The sequence below is a fragment of the Nocardia shimofusensis NBRC 100134 genome, from assembly GCF_001613125.1.
In the GTDB taxonomy this organism is placed as follows: Bacteria; Actinomycetota; Actinomycetes; order Mycobacteriales; family Mycobacteriaceae; genus Nocardia; species Nocardia shimofusensis.
The window spans coordinates 449,002-467,892 of sequence record NZ_BDBT01000001.1 but is presented as its reverse complement, the minus strand read 5'-3'; the positions used below and the strand labels follow the sequence as shown (position 1 = coordinate 467,892).

General features: G+C 66.7%; 22 protein-coding genes. 4 read left to right on the top strand and 18 right to left on the bottom strand.

What is annotated here, in order from left to right; translation table 11 throughout:
* Nucleotides 1-34 precede the first annotated feature (34 nt).
* The 3 genes from puuE to NS3_RS02165 all read right to left on the bottom strand — a co-directional run bounded on the left by puuE (nucleotide 35) and on the right by NS3_RS02165 (nucleotide 3,015).
* Nucleotides 35-970 carry an allantoinase PuuE gene (puuE, locus tag NS3_RS02175; protein ID WP_067852831.1) on the bottom strand — a complete coding sequence of 312 codons (936 nt, stop codon included), beginning with the start codon at nucleotides 968-970 and terminating at the stop codon, nucleotides 35-37.
* Entirely contained in the window at nucleotides 967-1,983 is a 1,017-nt protein-coding gene (gene alc / locus NS3_RS02170) for an allantoicase (RefSeq protein WP_067852676.1), read from the bottom strand. Before alc ends, puuE begins: the two co-directional genes overlap by 4 nt.
* Nucleotides 1,984-2,082: 99 nt before the next feature.
* Nucleotides 2,083-3,015 (bottom strand): AraC family transcriptional regulator, encoded by a 933-nt coding sequence (locus NS3_RS02165; protein WP_067852674.1) that lies wholly within the window; start codon nucleotides 3,013-3,015, stop codon nucleotides 2,083-2,085.
* A 129-nt stretch (nucleotides 3,016-3,144) separates the two neighbouring features.
* Here NS3_RS02165 and NS3_RS02160 point away from each other — a divergent pair, with 129 nt between their 5' ends.
* Both NS3_RS02160 and NS3_RS02155 read left to right on the top strand, forming a co-directional pair.
* Nucleotides 3,145-3,837: an NAD(P)H oxidoreductase gene (locus tag NS3_RS02160; RefSeq protein WP_245649424.1), complete on the top strand. Its 693-nt coding sequence runs from the start codon at nucleotides 3,145-3,147 to the stop codon at nucleotides 3,835-3,837.
* Nucleotides 3,838-3,944: 107 nt separating this feature from the next.
* Nucleotides 3,945-4,934 (top strand): NYN domain-containing protein, encoded by a 990-nt coding sequence (locus NS3_RS02155; protein WP_084494956.1) that lies wholly within the window; start codon nucleotides 3,945-3,947, stop codon nucleotides 4,932-4,934.
* Nucleotides 4,935-5,091: 157 nt separating this feature from the next.
* Here the strand turns inward: NS3_RS02155 and NS3_RS28805 are convergent, their stop codons facing one another.
* The 8 genes from NS3_RS28805 to NS3_RS02125 all read right to left on the bottom strand — a co-directional run bounded on the left by NS3_RS28805 (nucleotide 5,092) and on the right by NS3_RS02125 (nucleotide 9,924).
* Nucleotides 5,092-5,649, bottom strand: a complete 558-nt coding sequence (locus tag NS3_RS28805; RefSeq protein ID WP_157101113.1) for a hypothetical protein — start codon at nucleotides 5,647-5,649, stop codon at nucleotides 5,092-5,094.
* On the bottom strand, nucleotides 5,646-6,179 hold the full coding sequence (locus tag NS3_RS28800) for a hypothetical protein (RefSeq protein WP_157101112.1): 534 nt from the start codon (nucleotides 6,177-6,179) through the stop codon (nucleotides 5,646-5,648). The genes NS3_RS28805 and NS3_RS28800 overlap by 4 nt, the downstream gene beginning before the upstream one ends.
* 82 nt (nucleotides 6,180-6,261) lie before the next feature.
* Nucleotides 6,262-6,729 carry a DinB family protein gene (locus NS3_RS02150; protein ID WP_174550417.1) on the bottom strand — a complete coding sequence of 156 codons (468 nt, stop codon included), beginning with the start codon at nucleotides 6,727-6,729 and terminating at the stop codon, nucleotides 6,262-6,264.
* Nucleotides 6,730-6,855: 126 nt separating this feature from the next.
* Nucleotides 6,856-7,269, bottom strand: coding sequence for an arsenate reductase ArsC (locus NS3_RS02145; protein ID WP_067852668.1), 414 nt, complete (start codon nucleotides 7,267-7,269; stop codon nucleotides 6,856-6,858).
* A 14-nt stretch (nucleotides 7,270-7,283) separates the two neighbouring features.
* Complete coding sequence (locus tag NS3_RS02140; RefSeq protein ID WP_067852666.1) at nucleotides 7,284-7,955, bottom strand: arsenate reductase ArsC; 672 nt, start codon at nucleotides 7,953-7,955, stop codon at nucleotides 7,284-7,286.
* A gap of 39 nt (nucleotides 7,956-7,994) precedes the next feature.
* On the bottom strand, nucleotides 7,995-8,417 hold the full coding sequence (locus NS3_RS02135; protein WP_067852664.1) for an arsenate-mycothiol transferase ArsC: 423 nt from the start codon (nucleotides 8,415-8,417) through the stop codon (nucleotides 7,995-7,997).
* Complete coding sequence (gene arsB, locus NS3_RS02130) at nucleotides 8,414-9,481, bottom strand: ACR3 family arsenite efflux transporter (RefSeq protein ID WP_174550424.1); 1,068 nt, start codon at nucleotides 9,479-9,481, stop codon at nucleotides 8,414-8,416. Before arsB ends, NS3_RS02135 begins: the two co-directional genes overlap by 4 nt.
* A gap of 35 nt (nucleotides 9,482-9,516) precedes the next feature.
* Nucleotides 9,517-9,924, bottom strand: coding sequence for an ArsR/SmtB family transcription factor (locus NS3_RS02125; protein WP_067852660.1), 408 nt, complete (start codon nucleotides 9,922-9,924; stop codon nucleotides 9,517-9,519).
* Between the two features lie 63 nt (nucleotides 9,925-9,987).
* Here NS3_RS02125 and arsD point away from each other — a divergent pair, with 63 nt between their 5' ends.
* The gene (arsD, locus tag NS3_RS02120) at nucleotides 9,988-10,386 is read left to right on the top strand and encodes an arsenite efflux transporter metallochaperone ArsD (protein WP_067852658.1); all 399 of its coding nucleotides are present in this window, start codon (nucleotides 9,988-9,990) and stop codon (nucleotides 10,384-10,386) included.
* A gap of 52 nt (nucleotides 10,387-10,438) precedes the next feature.
* The gene (gene arsA, locus NS3_RS02115) at nucleotides 10,439-12,235 is read left to right on the top strand and encodes an arsenical pump-driving ATPase (protein ID WP_067852656.1); all 1,797 of its coding nucleotides are present in this window, start codon (nucleotides 10,439-10,441) and stop codon (nucleotides 12,233-12,235) included.
* A gap of 448 nt (nucleotides 12,236-12,683) precedes the next feature.
* On the opposite strand, the gene NS3_RS02110 is transcribed toward arsA, so the two are convergent.
* From NS3_RS02110 to rpsF, 7 genes are all read right to left on the bottom strand, one after another.
* Entirely contained in the window at nucleotides 12,684-13,214 is a 531-nt protein-coding gene (locus tag NS3_RS02110; protein ID WP_067852827.1) for a hypothetical protein, read from the bottom strand.
* Between the two features lie 54 nt (nucleotides 13,215-13,268).
* Nucleotides 13,269-13,658, bottom strand: coding sequence for a hypothetical protein (locus NS3_RS02105; protein ID WP_067852655.1), 390 nt, complete (start codon nucleotides 13,656-13,658; stop codon nucleotides 13,269-13,271).
* 65 nt (nucleotides 13,659-13,723) lie between these two features.
* Nucleotides 13,724-16,384: a replicative DNA helicase gene (locus NS3_RS02100; RefSeq protein WP_067852653.1), complete on the bottom strand. Its 2,661-nt coding sequence runs from the start codon at nucleotides 16,382-16,384 to the stop codon at nucleotides 13,724-13,726.
* A 650-nt stretch (nucleotides 16,385-17,034) separates the two neighbouring features.
* The gene (rplI, locus tag NS3_RS02095) at nucleotides 17,035-17,490 is read right to left on the bottom strand and encodes a 50S ribosomal protein L9 (protein ID WP_067852651.1); all 456 of its coding nucleotides are present in this window, start codon (nucleotides 17,488-17,490) and stop codon (nucleotides 17,035-17,037) included.
* Between the two features lie 17 nt (nucleotides 17,491-17,507).
* Entirely contained in the window at nucleotides 17,508-17,759 is a 252-nt protein-coding gene (rpsR, locus tag NS3_RS02090; protein ID WP_067852649.1) for a 30S ribosomal protein S18, read from the bottom strand.
* A 67-nt stretch (nucleotides 17,760-17,826) separates the two neighbouring features.
* On the bottom strand, nucleotides 17,827-18,369 hold the full coding sequence (locus NS3_RS02085) for a single-stranded DNA-binding protein (protein WP_067852647.1): 543 nt from the start codon (nucleotides 18,367-18,369) through the stop codon (nucleotides 17,827-17,829).
* A gap of 104 nt (nucleotides 18,370-18,473) precedes the next feature.
* On the bottom strand, nucleotides 18,474-18,761 hold the full coding sequence (rpsF, locus tag NS3_RS02080) for a 30S ribosomal protein S6 (protein WP_067852645.1): 288 nt from the start codon (nucleotides 18,759-18,761) through the stop codon (nucleotides 18,474-18,476).
* Nucleotides 18,762-18,891 lie beyond the last annotated feature (130 nt).

Genomic DNA, 18,891 nt, shown 5'->3' with positions numbered 1-18,891 from the left:
CCACCCCCGGCCCGAGGCCGCGGCGGCGTGATCGTCAGCCCGTCGGCCTGCTCGCGGGATGTGTTCGCCGCCAATGGTTCGCGATGTCGATACGCCGGGTGATCCACACCTTGTCGTGGCCCTGGACATGATCGAGGAAGCGTTCCAGCGAGGCCAGGCGCGCGGGACGCCCCACGATCCGGCAGTGCAATCCGACGCTCAACATCTTCGGCGCCCCCTCCGAACCCTCGGCATACAGCACGTCGAAGGCATCGCGCAGGTGCGCGAAGAACTGCTCCCCGGAGGGGAATCCGGCGGGGGAGGCGAAACGCATGTCGTTGGTGTCGAGCGTGTAGGGCACGACCAGATGGTTGTCCACCCGGCCGTTCGCGCCGTGCGGAACCCGCACCCAGTACGGCAGGTCGTCGGCGTAGGAATCGGAGTCGTAGGCGAAGCCGCCCGCCTCGACCACCAGGCGGCGGGTCTGCGGGGAGTCCCGGCCGGTATACCAGCCCAGCGGCCTGCTGCCGGTCAGTTCGGTGAGAATGTCGATCGCCTCGCGCAGGTGGGCGCGCTCGGTCTCCTCGTCGACGAGCTGATACGACTGCCATTTGAGGCCGTGGCAGGCGATCTCGTGACCGAGCTCCAGGAACGCGGCGGTCGCTTCCGGATTGCGCTGCAAGGCGCGCGCCACCCCGAAGACGGTGAGTGGCAGTCCGCGTCGCTCGAACGTCCGCAGCACCCGCCAGACGCCCACCCGCGAGCCGTACTCGTAGAGCGATTCCATCGACATGTGCCGATCGGGGAACGCCTGCGCGGGCGTCATCTCGGACAGGAACGTCTCCGACGCCTCGTCGCCGTCGAGCACGCAGTTCTCCGCGCCTTCTTCGTAATTGAGCACGAACTGCACGGCGATGCGCGCGTCGCCGGGCCACTGTGGATGCGGCGGACGCGGGCCGTAGCCGATCAGGTCGCGCGGATACTCCGTCATGCCGACTCCCATCGCCGTTCCAGTTCCGCCCACCCCGCCTCGGTCGGCGCGCCGAACAGCCGCAGACGGGCCAGACCGCCGTCCGGGTAGACGTTCAGCCGGACCTCGGTGACCGGTGCGCTCGGCGCGGGCAGGAAGCGGTGCCGGGTGTCCGGCCGCAGTGCCGTGCGCGCCAGGATCGGGACAGCCGTACCGTCCCTGCCGATCCCGACGATCTCGGCCTCGCCGGGCGCGTTGCCCAGGAAACAGGAGGTGTCGACCTCGGCGAGCGCGATGGTGCCCTCGGTCGCCAGCCGCACGTGCACCCAGTCGTTGCCCTCGTCGCGGCGGCGGGCGGTCTCCCACCCTTCGCCCATCGTGCGGGCCGGGCCGGGCATGAGCAGATTCTGCGGCGCGGAGTAGAAGCGGTTCGAGCAGTCGGTGACGTAGGCGCCGTTCTCCAGCGCCGCCAGATCGACAGGTCCGAACCGCAGCAGTGCGGGATCGGGCCTCGCCGCACCGTGCACCCGCAGCCGGGCGACGCCGCCGTCGGGGAAGATGTCGAGCCGCACGTGGGTGAAGGTGCGCGCGTCGTCGACGCTGTACAGATTGCGGGTGTCGCCCCGCGCGGCGGACCGCGCGACCAGGGTGACCCAGTCCTCGCGCGCGGCCAATTCCGCTGCGTCCGGATACCCGTCCACCCGCAGACCGTCCAGAGAGATCTCCGGCGGGTAGTTGCCGCGGAACCAGGCCGTGTCGACCACGATGCCGTGGATCACGCCGGGCGCGCCGAGCCGCACGATCGCGCTGTCGTGGCCGGGGGTGCGCCTGCGCCGGGTCTCCCAGCCGTCGTAGATCTGGCCCTTCCCGCCGAACGTGGCCGGTGAGTAGTCCGGCTCGCCGGGCCGGACCAGCGCCTCGCGCTCGGCGAAGAACTCGTCGTTCGCCCACACCACCGCCCCGCCGAGCGAGCGGACCGCCAGGTCGGGGAGGGCGAGGAAGTCGGCGATGTCGGGAGAATCGGTGCCGTTCACGGGGTCTCCTGGTCGTGGTCGATGCGGGAGTTGCCTCGCCTCGGCCGTGCGGCTTCTCGCGTCATCCAGGGAAGCGTCGTCGGCGCCGAGCAGGTCCGCTCACGCGCTCAGATCGCGAGCGCGGAAATCGCTGGGGCGCATACCCCGATGCCGTTTGAACGCGGCGCTGAATCCGAAGGCGTCGGCATAGCCTACGGCTTGGGCGACCTGCGCCACGGTGCGACTTCTGTCGGCCAGGAGTTCCTCGGCCTCATCCATGCGGCATTCGGTGAGATAGGCCAGCGGCGATTGCCCCATGACCTCGGTGAAGCGCCGCGCGAACAGCGCCCGCGACACCCCCGCCACGCAGGCCAGCGCCGCGACCGTCCAGCCGGCGTCGAGGCGTGCGTGCATCGCTTCCAGCGCGGGCCCGACCACCGGGTCGGCGGGCCCGCGATACCAGCCCGGCGCGTCGGCGTGCTGTCCTTCGAACCAGTCGCGCAGCGTGCAGACCAGTGCCCAATCGAGCAGCCGGTCCATCAGCGCCTGCGCGCCGGCGGGGCGCGCGGCCGCGTCCGCGGCGACCGATTCCATCCAGGCGCACACCTCCACCTCGTCCGACACCACCAGAACGGGTGGCATCGCGCGCAGCAGCCGTTCATGACGCCGGCCCGAGGCCCGGTAGGCGCCGACGATCAGAGCGGTCTCACCGGCGGGGTCGTTTCCCCAGCGTCCACCGTCCAGACCGGACGCGCACTCGGCATCCGCGGTGAAGCAGGCGATTTCGTATCGCTCGTGGGGCAGGTCGACCGAATCCGCGCGGTCGGCGAGGAGGAACGCATCAGGACCCCGCACGATCGCGGTGTCCCCCATCTCGATCCGGCGCTGGGCGCCGTCGGGCAGCAGCAGCGTGCCCCCGCCGCGCAGCACGGTCACCATGGTCAGCGGCGCGCGGTCGGCGAAGCGGATGGTCCACGGCGCTTCCAGGATCGCGTGGGTGAGTACGGCTCCTTCGGCACGGATACCGCCCAGCAGGCGACTCAAGGGGTCCACACCACCGAGCGTAGACGAACTCCTATCGAATGAAGAGCTTTGCCCATAGATCGTCCATCGAATCGGCGGTGGAATGAGAGCTGACCGCAGAACCGATCGTCCGGAACCCGGACCGCCATGGAGGACCCCGTGCAGCTCAACCAGATCGAGGACACCGCGACCGCCCGGACCGCCCTGGTCGTCGTCGCCCATCCCCGCCCCGACTCGCTCACCGCTCATATCGCCCGGCTGACCGCGAGCCGCCTCACCGCGGCCGGCTACCGGATCGACCTGCTCGATCTGCACGCCGAGGATTTCGATCCCCGCATGACCGTCGCCGACCTGCCGGATTGGGGCAACCGCGACAAGGCCTACTCCGCCGAGGTCGAGAGCCATATGCGCCGAATCCTCGCCGCCGACCTCATCGTCGCGGTGTTCCCGGTGTACTGGGTGCAGGTCCCGGCCATGCTCAAAGGCTGGATCGACCGTGTGTGGAACTACGGATTCGCCTACGGTCGCAGCAAGCCGCGGCTGGCGGGCAAACGGGCACTGTGGCTCGGGCTGGCCGGTGCGGCGGACGACGACGATGTCGTCGACATCATGCGGCAGTCTCTGAGCGCGCAGCTCGACGACGGTCTCGCCTACTACTGCGGCCTGACCCAGTCCTCGGTGGGCCTGTTGCCCGGCGCCGAGGAGAAGCAGCAGCGCCTCGACGCCGAAGGCAATCTCCTCTTCGACGATGCCCTCGCCGGCGCCGAACGCGCGGCCCACTACACCGCGCTGGAGAACCGGGCGATGGGGATCGTGGACGACTTCCTCGCCCAGGACCGGATTCCGGCCTGAACGGCGGGTCGACCTGCGCGGTCGGGAAACCGGGACATCGAGTCGATACCTGGACCTTCCGGTCGATCCGCCCCGTAACGGCCGACCGCCCGTGCCATAGTGAGCGCATGCGGTCGACGTGTTCCCTCTATGTAGACGCCGGTTATCTGCTCGCGTCCGCCGCGACGCGCGTCACCGGCACCTCGCTGCGCAGCGGGATCCACGTCGACTACGCCAAGCTGATCAGCTCACTGGTGGATTCCGCGCGAGCCCGGTCGGGCATGCCGGTGTTGCGGTTGCACTGGTACGACTCGGCGCGCAACGGCGTCCCGGACGCGCAGCAGGAGCGCATCGGCGAGCTCTCCAAGGTCAAGCTCCGGCTCGGACGGTTCGGCGTCAACGGCGAGCAGAAGGGCGTCGACCTTCGTATCGGCCTGGACCTGGTGGCCCACGCGCGCAACGGCGCCTCCGACGTGTTCTTCCTCGTCTCGGGCGACGACGACCTCACCGAAGCCGTCGAGGAGGCCCAGGTCCACGGCGTTCAGGTGGTAGTGCTCGCCGTGCCCACGGCCGCCGGGAAGTCGCACGGAGTCAGCAGGCACCTGATCCGAGCCGCCGACGAACTCGACAATATCGACGGTGCGGCAGTGGACGCGGCGGTTCTGAAAGTCGATCGCCCGCCGACGCCCGAGCCGGTCGCTGTGCCACCGCCGCCCGCCCCGGCTCGGCCGGCGAGCGTCCCGGCTCGGCCGACCGTCCGTACTCCGCTCGATCTCGCGGCCGCTGCGCAGAGCCCGGCCCCTCGACCTCCGAAAAGCGTGCTCGCCTACAGCGTTTCGTCCGGGTCGCCCGGCCGGGTGCTCCCCGGGTACGACAGCGGCGGCGACGAGCAGGAACAACTGATCGACGAGGTCGTGACGCGGGTGCTCGCCTCGTTCCGGGAAAGCGCTACCGCTGCCGAGAAATTGGATCTCCAGCGCGCGCGGCCGTCGATCCCGCGCGAGATCGACGGCGCGCTGCTGCTCGACGCCTCCGACGCCTTGCAGATCTACGACCTGGACGAGGGCATCCGCTACCGCCTGCGGTCGCGCTTCTGGGAGAAGTACGACGAGACCTGATCGACCGCGCGGTCCGTGACGGAAGCCGCCATACGACGACTGGCGCCTTCCAATCCGTGTCTCCGTAGCCGTAGCCGTAGCCGACCAGACGACCCACCGATTCGCGGCAGTGCTGGCGTGACGGCGAGGCTCGCAGCCACACAAGATGTTGTGAATACTATGACGTCAAGCTTTTCGTCAATTCGATCAGGAACTCCGATGCCACACGAATCTGATGGTCGGAAACCTCGAATTTCGGTTCCTCTCCAACATTGTTGATCTGGTCCGAATTGTAGTCCAGTGTTCCTTGCCAGCCGTCTACCGTTGTGACAATGCGAACCGAACCTCCGGCCTTGTTCAGCCACACTTTCTCGTCATATCCAGTTTGAGCGATATAGTTCGGGTCGCCTTTGATCAAGGCGGGTTCCGACTCGTTTGGTAGCATTGCTCGAAGCCGAGTTTCGCCCACTCCGACCAGCGATGCCTTTATCAGCGTACATGTCGCTCCTCGGCCGATTTTATCCTCGGGTTCGATGGATCCGTACTCGATGGTTAAATCGGCTATTCCGAGATCGTTTTCGAAGAACGTGAGCGTTCTGTCGCATTGGTCGCGAATTGCGTGGCTGGATTCGGTCGTTGTGGCGCTGTTGTTGCCGAGCAGTCCGCAAGCAGGGATGAGTGCGAGGGAGAGGATCGATGCTGTCACGACAACAGCGCGCCTGGCGATCCCACTCATTGTGTCACCCTATCTGTATTGACTGACCATCTGTTTGTGCCGTCCGAGACGGTTGCGTCATCGAACTTGGAATTGTCATCGACAGCCATAGGCGGCCATTTGTTATCGGGCAGGTCGTCGATATCCGAACTGGCTTGCGCAATCTTGTTGCCGTTGATCATGCTGTTCTGGGCAGACGAAGCGACGCTTCCAAGCTCGGGAAGTTTGGTGCCAGCGTCCTCTGTATACTTCAGTACCTTGTCCCGCTCGTCCCAAAGTCGGTCGATGACGGCTTCGGCAGCAGCTCCTCCAAGGGCGAATAGGCCCCAGTCAGTGAGGCGAACAGCTAAGACGATTTTCCCGAATGCGACGTCGACTCTATCCGGCCGACCCTCGAGTTCCTCCGCCTTGGTCTTGATTGCTTCGATATTGGTGGTCAAATCTGATCTTGTTTGCGGATTCTTGTCCTCGGCCACGCCGTGTCCCCCCTGGTAGAGATTGTTCAGTGCGTGTGCGTTCTGTGCATCTTCGGCCTCGTAAGTGTCTGCCACGTGGCGAAGTGTCGCAGCAATCTCATTGCATACCACAATCCCTTCCGCCATTCTCGTGGCGACCGCTCGCATTCGATGATTTTCAGTGTGAAATGTCCGCGGCCAGGATCTGCTCGACCAGGATGTCGGCGTGGCCCGCGTGGCGGCCGAGTTCGGCGATCATGTGCAGGCAGATCCAGGCGTAGGTGACCGACCCGAGCAGACGGTGCTCGAAGACGTCGTCCATCGCTGTCGTCTTCGCGATCTCCCGCGACCGTGCGCACGCGGCCTCGAATTCGGCGATCACCTCGGCGAGGGTCTGGCTCTCGGGCACCATCCATCCACCGTCGTCGCCCCGGGCGTAGCCGTCGCAGCGGGATTCCTCGATGCCGCCGATCGTGCGTTGGAACCACACGCGTTCGGCGGCGGCGCAGTGCTTCAGCAGGGCGATCGGGGTGGTCAGGGAGGGCACGAGCCGTCGGCGGCTCTGTTCGTCGGTGAGCGGTTCGACGGCCCGGACGAGCCCGGCGCGGGCACGGTCGAGGGCAGCTTCCAATTCCGTTCGAATCACGTGACCCAGGGTATTCCGATGTGCGCGAAGGAGAGTCGTCTGTCGGTGAGCAGGCGACGTCGATGAGCGCCGGACGTACAGTCGCCGGATCGCGAGGCTGTCAGCGGCTCTCGGCTCGACGAGGAATCACGCGCGGGTCGGCGCCAGCTCGGCGATCAACGCCTCCACCCTGGTTCGGATCTCGTCGCGGATCGGGCGCACCGCGTCGATGCCCTTGCCCGCGGGGTCGTCGAGTTTCCAGTCGCGGTAGCTGGTGCCGGGCAGGACGGGGCAGGCGTCTCCGCAACCCATGGTGATCACCACGTCGGCGGCATCGACCGCCTCGTAGGTCAGCTTGGTGGGCGTACGGCCGGAGATGTCGACGCCGACCTCCGCCATCGCTTCGACCGCGGCGGGGTTGATCCGGTCGGCCGGAGCGCTGCCCGCGGATCGGACCTCGATGGCTTCGCCCGCGAGATGGGTGAGGAATCCGGCGGCCATCTGGGAACGTCCGGCGTTGTGGATGCAGACGAACAGCACGCTGGGTTTGGCGGTGGTCATCGTGAGGTGGCCTTTCAGGCGGTGGGGATGTCGAGTTCGGTGAGCAGGGTGCGCACCCGGGTTTCGATCTCGTCGCGGATGGGCCGCACGGCTTCGACGGTGAGTTCGGCGGGGTCGGGCAGGGCCCATTCCTCGTAGCGGCGGCCGGGGTAGAGGGGGCAGGCGTCGCCGCAGCCCATGGTGATGACGACGTCGGCGGCCCGCAGGATTTCCTCGGTCCACGGCTTGGGGAACTCGCCGGTGATGTCGATGCCGATCTCGTCCATGGCCGCGACGACGGCGGGATTGATGTGCTCGCCGGGCTCGCTGCCGCCCGACCAGGCCACCGCGTGCTCTCCGGCGAGATGGGTGAACAGGCCCAGGGCCATCTGGGAGCGTCCGGCGTTGTGGGTGCACAGGAACAGCACCGTCGGCGTGCCGGTGCCTGCCCTGCCTTCGACGCGGGCAAGGGCCTGTAGACGCTGGCGGGCGAAGCGCTCGGCCAGCAGCGGCAGGTAGTTGACGACGGTGGCGCGGCCGGCGAACTGGTCGTAGGAGGAGTGCAGGAATCGTTCGATGGTCTCGACGCCGAAGATGCCGTCGAATTCACGTTGCAGGCGGGTCGCGGCGGTCTTCAGCGCCACCTGCTGGTCGATGGTCAGGTCCGCACGGGCGTGGAAGGCGTGCGCGACGGGGCTGTCGGTCATGGAAGGACTCCATCGTGGGCGGGCGAGCGCGAGAGTGGATCAGTGCACGGGAGTGGACAATTCGGTGAGCAGGGCGGATACGCGGCCGGCGATGTCGTCGCGGATGATCCGCATCCGTTCGATCCCGTCGATCCCGCGGTCGGAGGGCTCGTCGGTGTCCCACACCTGCACGCGAACTCCCGACGGCGGATCGACGCGAGCTTCGCGGCCCAGGACGACGATCACCTCGGCCTGGGCGGCCACGGCGGCGTCGATCGGCTTCGGATACTCGTCTGTGGTGTCCGCGCCGACTTCGCCGAGGACCTGGATCGACAGCGGGTTCAGCGCGGTGCCGGGGTCGGTGCCCGCCGAACGCACTCGCACCGAACCGGCAGCGTCTCGGCGCATCAGGGCGGCGGCCATCTGGGACTTGCCGCTGTTGCGCACGCACACGAACAGCACCGACGGCGTCGTCGCGGTCACGATCGCTCGCTCCCGTCCGCACCTGCCACCGGGGCGGGAACATCGATAGGACGAAAGCGTTTGCGCAGGGCGAGGGAGACATACACCAGAGCGACGAGCACAGGCACTTCGATGAGCGGTCCCACCACGCCGGCCAGTGCTTGGCCGGAGGTCGCGCCGTAGGTGGCGATGGCCACGGCGATGGCGAGTTCGAAGTTGTTGCCCGCGGCGGTGAAGGCGAGGGTGGTGGTGCGTTCGTAGCCGAGGCCGATCGCCGCACCCAGGGCGTAGCCGCCACCCCACATGATGGCGAAGTAGGCCAGCAGGGGCAGCGCGATGCGGACCACGTCCAGCGGCCGGGAGGTGATCTGCTCGCCCTGCAGGGCGAAGAGGACGACGATGGTGAACAGCAGCCCGTACAGCGCCCACGGCCCGATCGTCGGCAGCAGCCTGGACTCGTACCAGTCGCGGCCCTTGGCCCGTTCGCCGAGGCGACGGGTCAGGTATCCGGCCAGCAGGGGAATGCCGAGGAAGATCAACACCGACTTCGCGATCTGCCACGGCGAGGCTTCGATGGTCGCCTGTTCCAGCCCCAGCCAGCCGGGCAGCACCGACAGGTAGAACCAGCCGAGCACGGCGAACATGAGCACCTGGAACACCGAGTTCAACGCCACGAGCACGGCCGCGGCTTCGCGGTCGCCGCAGGCGAGGTCGTTCCAGATGATGACCATGGCGATGCAGCGGGCCAGGCCGACGATGATCAGGCCGGTGCGGTACTCGGGCAGGTCCGGCAACAACAGCCAGGCCAAGCCGAACATCAGCGCTGGTCCGACGATCCAGTTCAGGACCAGGGAGCCGAGCAGCAGCTTACGGTCGCCGGTGACGGTGTCGAGGCGGTCGTAGCGGACCTTCGCCAGCACCGGGTACATCATGATCAGCAGCCCGATCGCGATGGGCAGGGAGATACCGTCGATCTCGATCGCGCTCAGGGCATCACCGAGGCCGGGGATCAGCCGCCCGAGCAGCAGTCCGGCGAGCATGGCCGCGCCGATCCAGAGCGGCAGGAACCGATCCAGGGTCCCCATCTTGCCGATGACCGCGGGATGTTCGGTCGTGGTGGTCACGCGAGCGTCCCTTCGAGGTGTCCGTCCGGAGCGCAGGCGCACGCCGAGCCGGGCAGTACGCCGGATTCGACGGCCAGCACCGCGGACAGTTGTTCGAGCGCCGAGGGGATCACCCGGTAGTACACCCACGTGCCGCGGCGTTCGCAATCGAGTAGCCCGGCCTCGCGCAGCACTTTGAGGTGGTGCGAGATGGTGGGCTGGGACAGGTCGAAGGCCGGGCTGATGTCGCACACACAGCTTTCCCCGCCCTGGTGGCTGGCGATCATGCTGAGCATGCGCAGGCGCACCGGATCACCGAGGGCCTTGAACATCCGAGCCAGGTCTGCGGCCCAATCGGAGGTGAGCGGCGCCTGCGAGAGCGGCGCGCAGCACAGCTCACCCTCACTCGACGGTTGATTCGACATTCGCCTATATTGACTTGTATCGATCCAGCCGTCAACCGGGTGTCCGACAGATCAGGAAAAAGCATGACCACCATCGCAGTCTTCGAACCGGCCCTGTGCTGCAACACCGGCGTGTGCGGCGACGACGTCGACCAGAACCTCGTCACCTTCACCGCCGACATGGCCTGGCTCGCCGAGCAGGGCGCGGCCATCACTCGCCACAACCTGGCCGACGACCCGCTCGCCTTCGCGCAGAACGAGGCGGTCAAGCGGTTCCTCGAACTGGCCGGATCGGCTGGTCTGCCACTCGTGCTCGTCGACGGAGTCACCGTCGCCACAGGCCGTTACCCCTCCCGGCCCGAACTCGCCAAGTGGGCCGGGCTCGACGCGCCGGCCGCCGTCGCACCGTCCGGTGTGACGATGCTCGGAATCGCCGACGCCGGCGATGCCTGCTGCACGCCGAGCGATTCCACCTGCTGCTGACTCCGGTTCGCACGTCAGCCCCTGTCCCGCCCCGAATAGGAGTACCGCTTCCATGGCCACCGCCGATCCGAAGTTCCTGATCGCCCCGCCCCGCTTCCTGTTCTTCACCGGCAAGGGCGGCGTCGGCAAGACCTCGATCGCCTGCGCCTCGGCGGTGCGCCTCGCTCAGGCGGGGAAGAAGGTGCTGCTGGTTTCCACCGACCCTGCCTCGAACATCGGACAGGTCTTCGGTCTCGGCATCGGAAACACGATTACGGCGATTCCCGTGGTGCCGGGATTGTCGGCGCTCGAGATCGATCCCGAGCAGGCCGCCGAGGCCTACCGTGAACGCATCGTCGGCCCGGTTCGCGGACTGCTGCCCGAGGCGGAAATTGCCTCGATCACCGAACAGTTGTCCGGTTCGTGCACGACGGAAGTGGCCTCGTTCGACGAGTTCACCGCACTGCTCACCGACGCCGACGACAGGGTCACCGGCTTCGATCACGTGCTTTTCGACACCGCTCCCACCGGCCATACCATCCGGCTCCTGCAACTGCCGGGGAACTGGACGGAATTTCTCGCGAACGGAAAAGGCGACGCGTCCTGTCTCGGTCCGCTGGCCGGACTCGACAAGCAGAAAGCCATGTACGCCGGCGCGGTCGAGGCGCTGTCGGATCCGGGGCGTACTCGCTTGGTGCTCGTCGCGCGTGCCAACCGCTCCGCCTTGGCCGAAGTCGCGCGAACGCACGAGGAGCTCGCCGCCATCGGGATGACGCGACAGTATGTGGTCGTCAACGGCGTGCTGCCCGCACCGGCCGACGACACCGATCCGCTCGCCACAGCGGTGTACCGCCGAGAACAAGCGGCGCTGGCCGCGGCTCCCGCCGGGATCACCGTGCTACCCACCGATCTGATCGCCCTCAAACCGGTCGACATGGTCGGCGTCGACGCGCTGAGCACGCTGTTCGACGACTCCGCAACGCCCCCCGTCGTCGAAACCGGTCCAAGCGTCGGCACATTCACCGACGCGCCACTGGCCGATCTGGTCGACGCGATCGAGGCGGACGGTCCCGGGCTCGTGATGTGCATGGGCAAAGGCGGGGTCGGCAAGACCACTGTCGCCGCGGCCCTCGCGGTGGCCCTCGCCGAACGCGGGCATCAGGTGCAGTTGACCACCACCGATCCCGCCGCGAACCTGACCGACACCGTCGCGGGCGAGATCGAGAACCTGCGCGTTTCACGCATCGATCCGCACGAGGCGACCCGCGCGTACCGGGAGCGAGTGCTTGCCACCAAAGGCGCCGCCCTCGACGAGGCGGGCCGCGCCACCCTCGCCGAGGACCTGCGCTCTCCGTGCACCGAAGAGGTCGCGGTGTTCCAGGCGTTCTCCAAGGTCGTGCACGAGTCCCGGAACATGTTCGTCGTCGTCGACACCGCCCCGACCGGCCACACGCTGCTGCTGCTCGATGCCATCGGCTCCTACCACCGGGAGATCGCCCGGCAGTTGGGTGACGGCGCGCACTTCACGACCCCGCTGATGCGCCTGCGTGACCCGGCCCAGACCAAGGTGGTGATCGTCGCCCTCGCCGAGACCACCCCCGTGCTCGAAGCCGCCGCCCTCCAAGCCGACCTGAAGCGCGCGGGCATCGAACCGTGGGCGTGGGTGATCAACAATTCCCTCGCCGCCGCCGAGCCCACCGCGCCGTTGCTCCGGCGTCGGGCTGTCGCCGAAGTCGAGCAGATCGACAAGGTCCGCACCGATCTCGCGGGCCGATATGCCGTGATCCCGCTGTGCCTTTCCGAGCCGGTCGGCATCGACGCCCTGGCCTCGCTGGCCAAAACCCGCTGCGAGCGGTTGCCGGTGCACTGACCGGCCGACGCATCGATCGCCAGGCCCCTCCACCGACAGCGTCAGTCGCAGGGACTGCGGCGTTCGAGAAAACCACGTCGTGCCATGTGCCGTCGAGGTGGAGCAGGCGTTCGCGGATGCCGACCGTGCGGAATCCGGCGGAATGGTGCAAGGCCGGCCCGGGAGTTCACCGACAGTGATGCCGCCGGGCCGGGCGGCGACCTGGTGCAGCAGCCGCACCCGCACCCGCACCCGCACCGGCCCCGACACCGCACCGATCGGCCGGTTCATCGAATACCCGCCCACCACACCGGTGTTCGACACCGGCCACTACCAGGCCGCCCTCGCCGTCGGACGACCGGCCGTGCGCCCGATGTCCACCGCCCTCGACGCGACGTCCGCGCTCTGGCCCGACGGCACGGCAACCCCGTCGACACCGTCATCACCCGACGTCAGGAAACGGGCGAGGTCACCAGATATCAACCCACACTGGTCTTTTGGGGATGTCGAGCAACGCCGAGTTCCGGTGAACCATCAACGGGACCGATGAGCCGACGTGCAGCCGCTCGGCCAGTGCTCGCGCTCGCTTCTCACGAAATTGCGGAAACAAGTACCGCTTCTGCACCCGGCTTTCCTCGGCCGATTCCGGATGAGAGAACTGCACTTCGACACGTACCTGCCACAAATCGAAATCCAGTAGCCCCTGAGCGTGTTTGCACCGCAGGTCTGAGGCGATCACCGTCCCGTCCACTGCTGCTCCCACACGCCGAAGGCAATTCCGACGCAGCCGCCAGGCGCCTGCCAATACGAGCAACCACCCGACCAGACCCAGCAAGACGCTCACGGGGATGAACAGCGCCATCGCAGCCGACGATCCCGTCCGTCGAGCGATCGAGCTTCCCGCGTTCAGCGCACCGGCCATGAAGGCCACCGACCCGATTGCGACTCCCAGCGTCCAAACCAGCGACATCGGGCCGATCATCTTTCTGGGCCATCTCATACCGAACTCCTCGATCCGAAGAGCACCGTGCAGGACCATGGCATAACGTGGCTCTCAGTACCAGCGCCGGTCGTCGGGATGTTCTTTGAACTCGTCCGGCCAGTCGCTCGGGCCGACCACGGTCTCGCTCGATCGAGAACGACGGGTCGGCGGCTCCGGGGGAAGCCACGAGCCCGCAGGCGGTGAAGTCGGCGTATGCGGAGATTCCGGCGTCCAGTTCCATATGAACAGTGGCGAGCTCTTCATCTCGGTGACTTCCGGTGGCACGGGATCGGCGGAGGATTCGATATCGCACCAGCGACATGCACCGTTGCCGACACGCTCGGCGTATACCTTGAGTGCCGGAGACGCAGAATCCATGCCAGCGACCATCGAGATGAATTCTTCGGTAACCTCGGTGGGCCCGTCGAAAAGTTCGTCGATATCGATACGGGCCACACGCATGCTTCCCCATTGCGGTCTCATCATTACGCGTTCTCCCATGGGGCGGTACCTGCGCCGACATCCACTTATCCGCGGGCCATGTCGACAAATCGGCTCAGATGCAACTGATGGGCGACGGTGATCGTCGCGGTCGGACCGTTGCGGTGCTTGCCCAGGATCAGGTCGGCTTCACCGCCGCGTGGGTCGTCGCGTTCGAACGCGTCGGGTCGGTGCAGCAGGATGACCATGTCCGCGTCCTGCTCGAGGCTGTTGTGGACCGAAATACCCTGGGCGACAAAGTTGTGCGTACCGGGCACGGTGCCGTCGTAGACGTCCTGCTCACCGAGCGAGGTGATCTCGACGATCCTGTCCCAGAACACGTCGTTGGTCGCGAACATCTCGATGTCGGCGTCATCGAGGATGGTGGCGACGCGGGCCAGCCGGGAGCGGCTCGGCGAGCGCTTCCACATCGTGGAGCCGCAGAAGCGCGAACCCATCGCCGCGGAAAAGTCGCGGTGGGTCATATGCTTGGCCGCGAGCAGAGTGCGGACCTGGTTCCACACTTCTTTCGGCACGGTGTCGACATTGGTATTGCGAACGAGCGGCTCGAGTTCGGCCAACGCGGCTTCGGCGGCGGCGCCGCGTGCTCCATGAACCCCGATGTCCCGGAGGAAGACGGTCTGGTTCTCCGCGCCGTCGATGCCGAGGTGCCAGCAGTCCCGGTAGCCGGTCTTTTTCACCCGCTTGATGCGGGCGTGGACGCCCAGGCGCAGCAGCAGTTGTGCCAGGTCGTCGACCAGGCGGCGGCTTGTGGAGGCGTAGTAGATCCTGGCCTGGCGTCCCTTGGCGTCCCAGCGGACCGAGCCGTCGGTGGCCCACAGATGTCGGATGAACAAGGCGACTTGGTCGTTCGGTAGGCCGAATACCCGGTCTGGCACGAACTTTTCGTAGCTGCGCAGGCCGAACAGCCCTAGCTCGTCCAGCCACGCGGCGATCGGGTTGCGCTTGCCACGGGTGAGTCGATAGGGGGCAGGCAGGCGCAGCGTGGTGACTCGGGCCGCGGCGTACTCATCGCGAATGGGCGTCACGCCGAAGTGGCCGGCGGCGGTGGATACCGCAGCCAGGTTCTCCTCGTCGATGCTGGCGTAGCGAATCGGCTGCCTGCGTACACAGGAGCCGTCGCCGATCATGTGGGCGAGCATCACGATCTCGGCCTCTGCCATGGGTTCGGTGTGCACAGGCTCGGGCACCAGACGGGGCGTGGCAAGCCTGTCGTCGACCTTCAACTTCGCGAGCGGAATCCATCCGTCGACGGTCAGGAAGGGATGGTTGGCCGTGGCCTCCACCTCTCGTCCGGAAGCCAAGCGCAGGCGGAACACTTCCTTGCGACCGCTCGGGAACACCTTGACCATCGGACGCGCCACCATCCGCATCCGCTCGTCCAGAGACCACACCAGCGGCTGTTCTCCGCTGTCGAGGAGTTCACCCAGGGTGACCTCGGTACCGGTATCGGCCCGCAGGATTCGAGTCGACGCAGGCAGACATCCCGATTCGCGAAGGTCGGAGACCATCGGTCGTTTATCTGTCCGCTGTTCCGGACCACGGTTCAGCTGACTGATCGCGACGACCGGAACTTCCAATTCCTTGGCGAGCAGTTTCAGATTTCGGGAGAAATCCGAGACTTCCTGCTGACGGGATTCGACCTTCTTGCCGGAGGTCATCAGCTGGAGGTAATCGACCACGACGAGCTTGAGGTCGTGACGCTGCTTGAGTCGCCGTGCCTTGGCGCGGATCTCCATCATGGTCAGGTTCGGGGAGTCGTCGACGAACAGCGGCGCCTCGCTGATCTCGCTCATCCGCCGGGCCAGCTTGGTCCAGTCGTCGTCGCTCATCCGGCCGGAACGCATATCGCCGAGTTTGATCGCGGCCTCGGCGGAGAGCAGGCGCATGACGATTTCCGTGCGGCTCATCTCCAGCGAGAAGATGACGCTCGGGAGGCCGTGCTTGATGGAACAGCTGCGCATGAAATCCATGCCCAGGGTCGATTTTCCGACGCCAGGTCGGGCTGCGACGATGATCATCTGACCCGGGTGCAGACCATTGGTGATTTCGTCGAGATCGGAGAAACCCGTGGGGACACCGAGGGAAATGCCGCCGCGCGAGGCGATGGAGTCGATTTCGTCCATCGTGGGCTGGAGGAGTTCCTCGAGGGGGAGGAAGTCCTCGGTGGTGCGGCGTTCGGTGACCTCGTAGACCTCGGCCTGGGCGCGGTCGACGACTTCGGCGATGTCCTGGCCGTCGGCGCCGGCGTAGCCGTATTGGACGATGCGGGTGCCCGCTTCGACGAGGCGGCGCAGGATGGCCTTCTCCGCGACGATCTCGGCGTAGAAGCCGGCGTTGGCGGCGGTGGGGACGGTCTGGGTCAGGGTGACCAGGTAGGGGGCGCCGCCGATGCGCTTGAGCTCGCCGCGGCGTTCGAGGCCGGCGGCGACGGTGACGGGGTCGGCGGGCTCGCCGCGGCCGTAGAGGTCGAGGATGGTGTCGTAGACGGCCTGGTGCGCGGGGCGGTAGAAGTCGCCGGGGCGCAGCACCTCGATGACGTCGGCGATGGCGTCCTTGCTGAGCAGCATGCCCCCGAGCACCGACTGTTCGGCGGCCATGTCGTGGGGTGGCTGACGGCCGAAGTCCTCGCCGGGGGGCTCGGCCGGGAAGTCGCCGCGGTGCCCGCGGTCATCGGTGGTCGTCACCTGCTCGACGTCCTCTCTCCTCGACGATCAGGCCAGCTCCACGATCGGGTTCCACCGCTCTGGATGCCTCGTGTCTACTCCCTTGCACCGACAGATTCGTGAGGCGCCGGTCGGCTCAGCAACCCCGGCGCACGGTGCCGGAACGCGACGGCCGAAGGGGTTGCGTTGTGGGCAATGCGTGGACACTAGCGACCGGACACGCCGTCGCCAAACGCACCTGTGCATGAACCTGTGGATAACTTGTGGACTGTTTACCTGGTGGTTGTGCACCCCCTGTGGACAACTTGGGGAAAAACGTGCGCAGACACGCCGAAGCCGCTGATAGATGCTTGTTTCTGCATCTATACAGATGTGGATAGATAATTCGCGGCGTGTCGCCTCAGGTGAACAACCGGGCGTGTCAGGTAAACGGCATGGGTGTTCGATATGAACTACGTCACAGTGAGGGCGGTTGGTTTTCGTAGTCATCCACCGGTGATCCACAGGACATCGCGGACATGGAGGTATCACGGCACTGGTTATGCGCGCCGGGTATCGAGCCCGAGCGAATGAATCATGGCAAATGCCGTGCAACCGGTCCGCAGAGCAGCCGTCGTCACCCCCGCGCGTACAGCGGGGGGTGACGACGGCCGAGCAGAACGGACTGCCGCTCAGGAAGCGGCGTCGACCTGCAGGTCGAACTTCGCGGTCACATCGGGGTGCAGGTGCACCGCGATGGTGTGCTTGCCGGTCGCCTTGATGTGCGACTTCGGCAGCTCGATGCTGCGCTTGTCCAGCACGGGGCCGCCGGCGGTCTTGACCGCGGCGGCGACGTCGGCCTGGGTGACCGAGCCGAACAGCTTGCCGGTGCCCGCGGTCTTCACGCTCAGCGAGACCGACTCCAGGCCCTCGATGGCCTGCTTCAGTTCGTTGGCGTGATCGAGGTCGCGCACCCGGCGGGCCTCCTGCGAGCGACGGATGCCCTCGACCTGCTTCTCCGCGCCACGGCTGGCGACGATGGCCAGACCGCGGGGCAGCAGGTAGTTGCGTCCGTAACCATCCTTGACCTCGACAGTGTCGCCGGGGGCGCCGAGGTTGTCCACGTCAGCAGTCAGAATCAACTTCATTTGCGTGCCTCCCTTGCTCAGCGAGCCGTCGACACGTAAGGCAGCAGCGCCACCTCACGCGAGTTCTTCACGGCGACGGCGACGTCGCGCTGATGCTGCACGCAGTTGCCGGTCACCCGGCGAGCGCGGATCTTGCCGCGATCACTGACGTACTTGCGCAGCAGCGCGGTGTCCTTGTAGTCGATCGAAACGGTTCCGGACTTGCTTTCCTTGCAGAAAGTGCAAGCCTTCTTCTTCAGCACCTTTTCGCGCGCGGGCGCCTTAGGCATGGTCTTCTACCTTCGTTTTCTGTCTGGCCCGCGTCGAGGCGGGCCGGTGAAGCCGTTCGAGACCAGCTCAGAACGGCGGTTCGTCATCCATGCGGCCGCCCCCGAAGGAGCCTGCCGCGGGCGCGCTGCCCCACGGGTCGTCTTCTGCCGCACCACGATTGCCGCCACCGGCGTTGGCCGGAGCCGAGGAACCGGCGTAGTTGCCGCCTCCGCCGCCGCCGAAACCACCACCGCCGCCGCCACCACGGCCGGCCTTGTTGACCTTCGCGGTGGCATAACGCAGGGAGGGACCGACTTCGTCGACCTCGAGTTCGACGACCGTGCGCTTCTCACCCTCGCGGGTTTCGTAGGAGCGCTGCTTGAGTCGTCCGCTCACGATGACGCGAGCGCCTCGGGTCAGGCTCTCGGCGACGTTCTCCGCTGCTTCACGCCAGATGTTGCAGCGCAGGAAGAGCGCTTCGCCGTCTTTCCACTCGTTGGTGTTCCGGTCGAACACTCGCGGGGTGGACGCGACGGTGAAGTTCGCAACCGCCGCTCCCGCGGGCGTGAAACGCAATTCGGGGTCGGCCGTCAGGTTTCCGATGACCGTGATGACCGTGTCGCCTGCCATGTGGGTTCCTCCTGGTGAGTCGCGGACACACTCGCTGTCGCGCTAGAGCCTAGAGTCAGGCACCGACGCTCACGAGGGACATGCGCGGACCCGGGGTAGCGGCCTTACTTGCCGTGGCGCAGAACCTTGGTGCGCAGCACGGTCTCGTTGAGACCCAGCTGGCGGTCGAGCTCGCTCACGGTCGCGGGGGACGCGGTGAGATCGACGACGGCGTAGATGCCTTCGGCCTGCTTGCGGATCTCGTAGGCGAGACGGCGGCGGCCCCAGATATCGACCTTGTCGATCTTGCCGCCCTCGTTCTTGACGACGGCGAGCAGGTTATCCAGGGACGGACCAACGGTGCGCTCGTCCAGGCTCGGATCGAGGATGACCATCACTTCGTAATGACGCACGGACCAATCACCTCCTGTGGACTAGGAAACGGCCACGGACGGTCCGTGGCAGGAGGGTTCGTTGCGTCAGCAACCCGACAAGGCTACATGAGGGCCTGGTGAGCAGCGAAATCGGGCGGCGAGGCCGACA

Coding starts and splice junctions, on each gene's coding strand:
- puuE (WP_067852831.1), bottom strand. CDS start 970: ATGACGGAGTATCCGCGCGACCTGATCGGCTACGGCCCGCGTCCGCCG.
- NS3_RS02155 (WP_084494956.1), top strand. CDS start 3,945: ATGCGGTCGACGTGTTCCCTCTATGTAGACGCCGGTTATCTGCTCGCG.
- NS3_RS28805 (WP_157101113.1), bottom strand. CDS start 5,649: ATGAGTGGGATCGCCAGGCGCGCTGTTGTCGTGACAGCATCGATCCTC.
- NS3_RS02145 (WP_067852668.1), bottom strand. CDS start 7,269: ATGACCACCGCCAAACCCAGCGTGCTGTTCGTCTGCATCCACAACGCC.
- NS3_RS02140 (WP_067852666.1), bottom strand. CDS start 7,955: ATGACCGACAGCCCCGTCGCGCACGCCTTCCACGCCCGTGCGGACCTG.
- arsB (WP_174550424.1), bottom strand. CDS start 9,481: ATGGGGACCCTGGATCGGTTCCTGCCGCTCTGGATCGGCGCGGCCATG.
- NS3_RS02125 (WP_067852660.1), bottom strand. CDS start 9,924: ATGTCGAATCAACCGTCGAGTGAGGGTGAGCTGTGCTGCGCGCCGCTC.
- arsD (WP_067852658.1), top strand. CDS start 9,988: ATGACCACCATCGCAGTCTTCGAACCGGCCCTGTGCTGCAACACCGGC.
- arsA (WP_067852656.1), top strand. CDS start 10,439: ATGGCCACCGCCGATCCGAAGTTCCTGATCGCCCCGCCCCGCTTCCTG.
- NS3_RS02110 (WP_067852827.1), bottom strand. CDS start 13,214: ATGAGATGGCCCAGAAAGATGATCGGCCCGATGTCGCTGGTTTGGACG.
- NS3_RS02105 (WP_067852655.1), bottom strand. CDS start 13,658: ATGCGTGTGGCCCGTATCGATATCGACGAACTTTTCGACGGGCCCACC.
- rplI (WP_067852651.1), bottom strand. CDS start 17,490: ATGAAGTTGATTCTGACTGCTGACGTGGACAACCTCGGCGCCCCCGGC.
- rpsR (WP_067852649.1), bottom strand. CDS start 17,759: ATGCCTAAGGCGCCCGCGCGCGAAAAGGTGCTGAAGAAGAAGGCTTGC.
- NS3_RS02085 (WP_067852647.1), bottom strand. CDS start 18,369: ATGGCAGGCGACACGGTCATCACGGTCATCGGAAACCTGACGGCCGAC.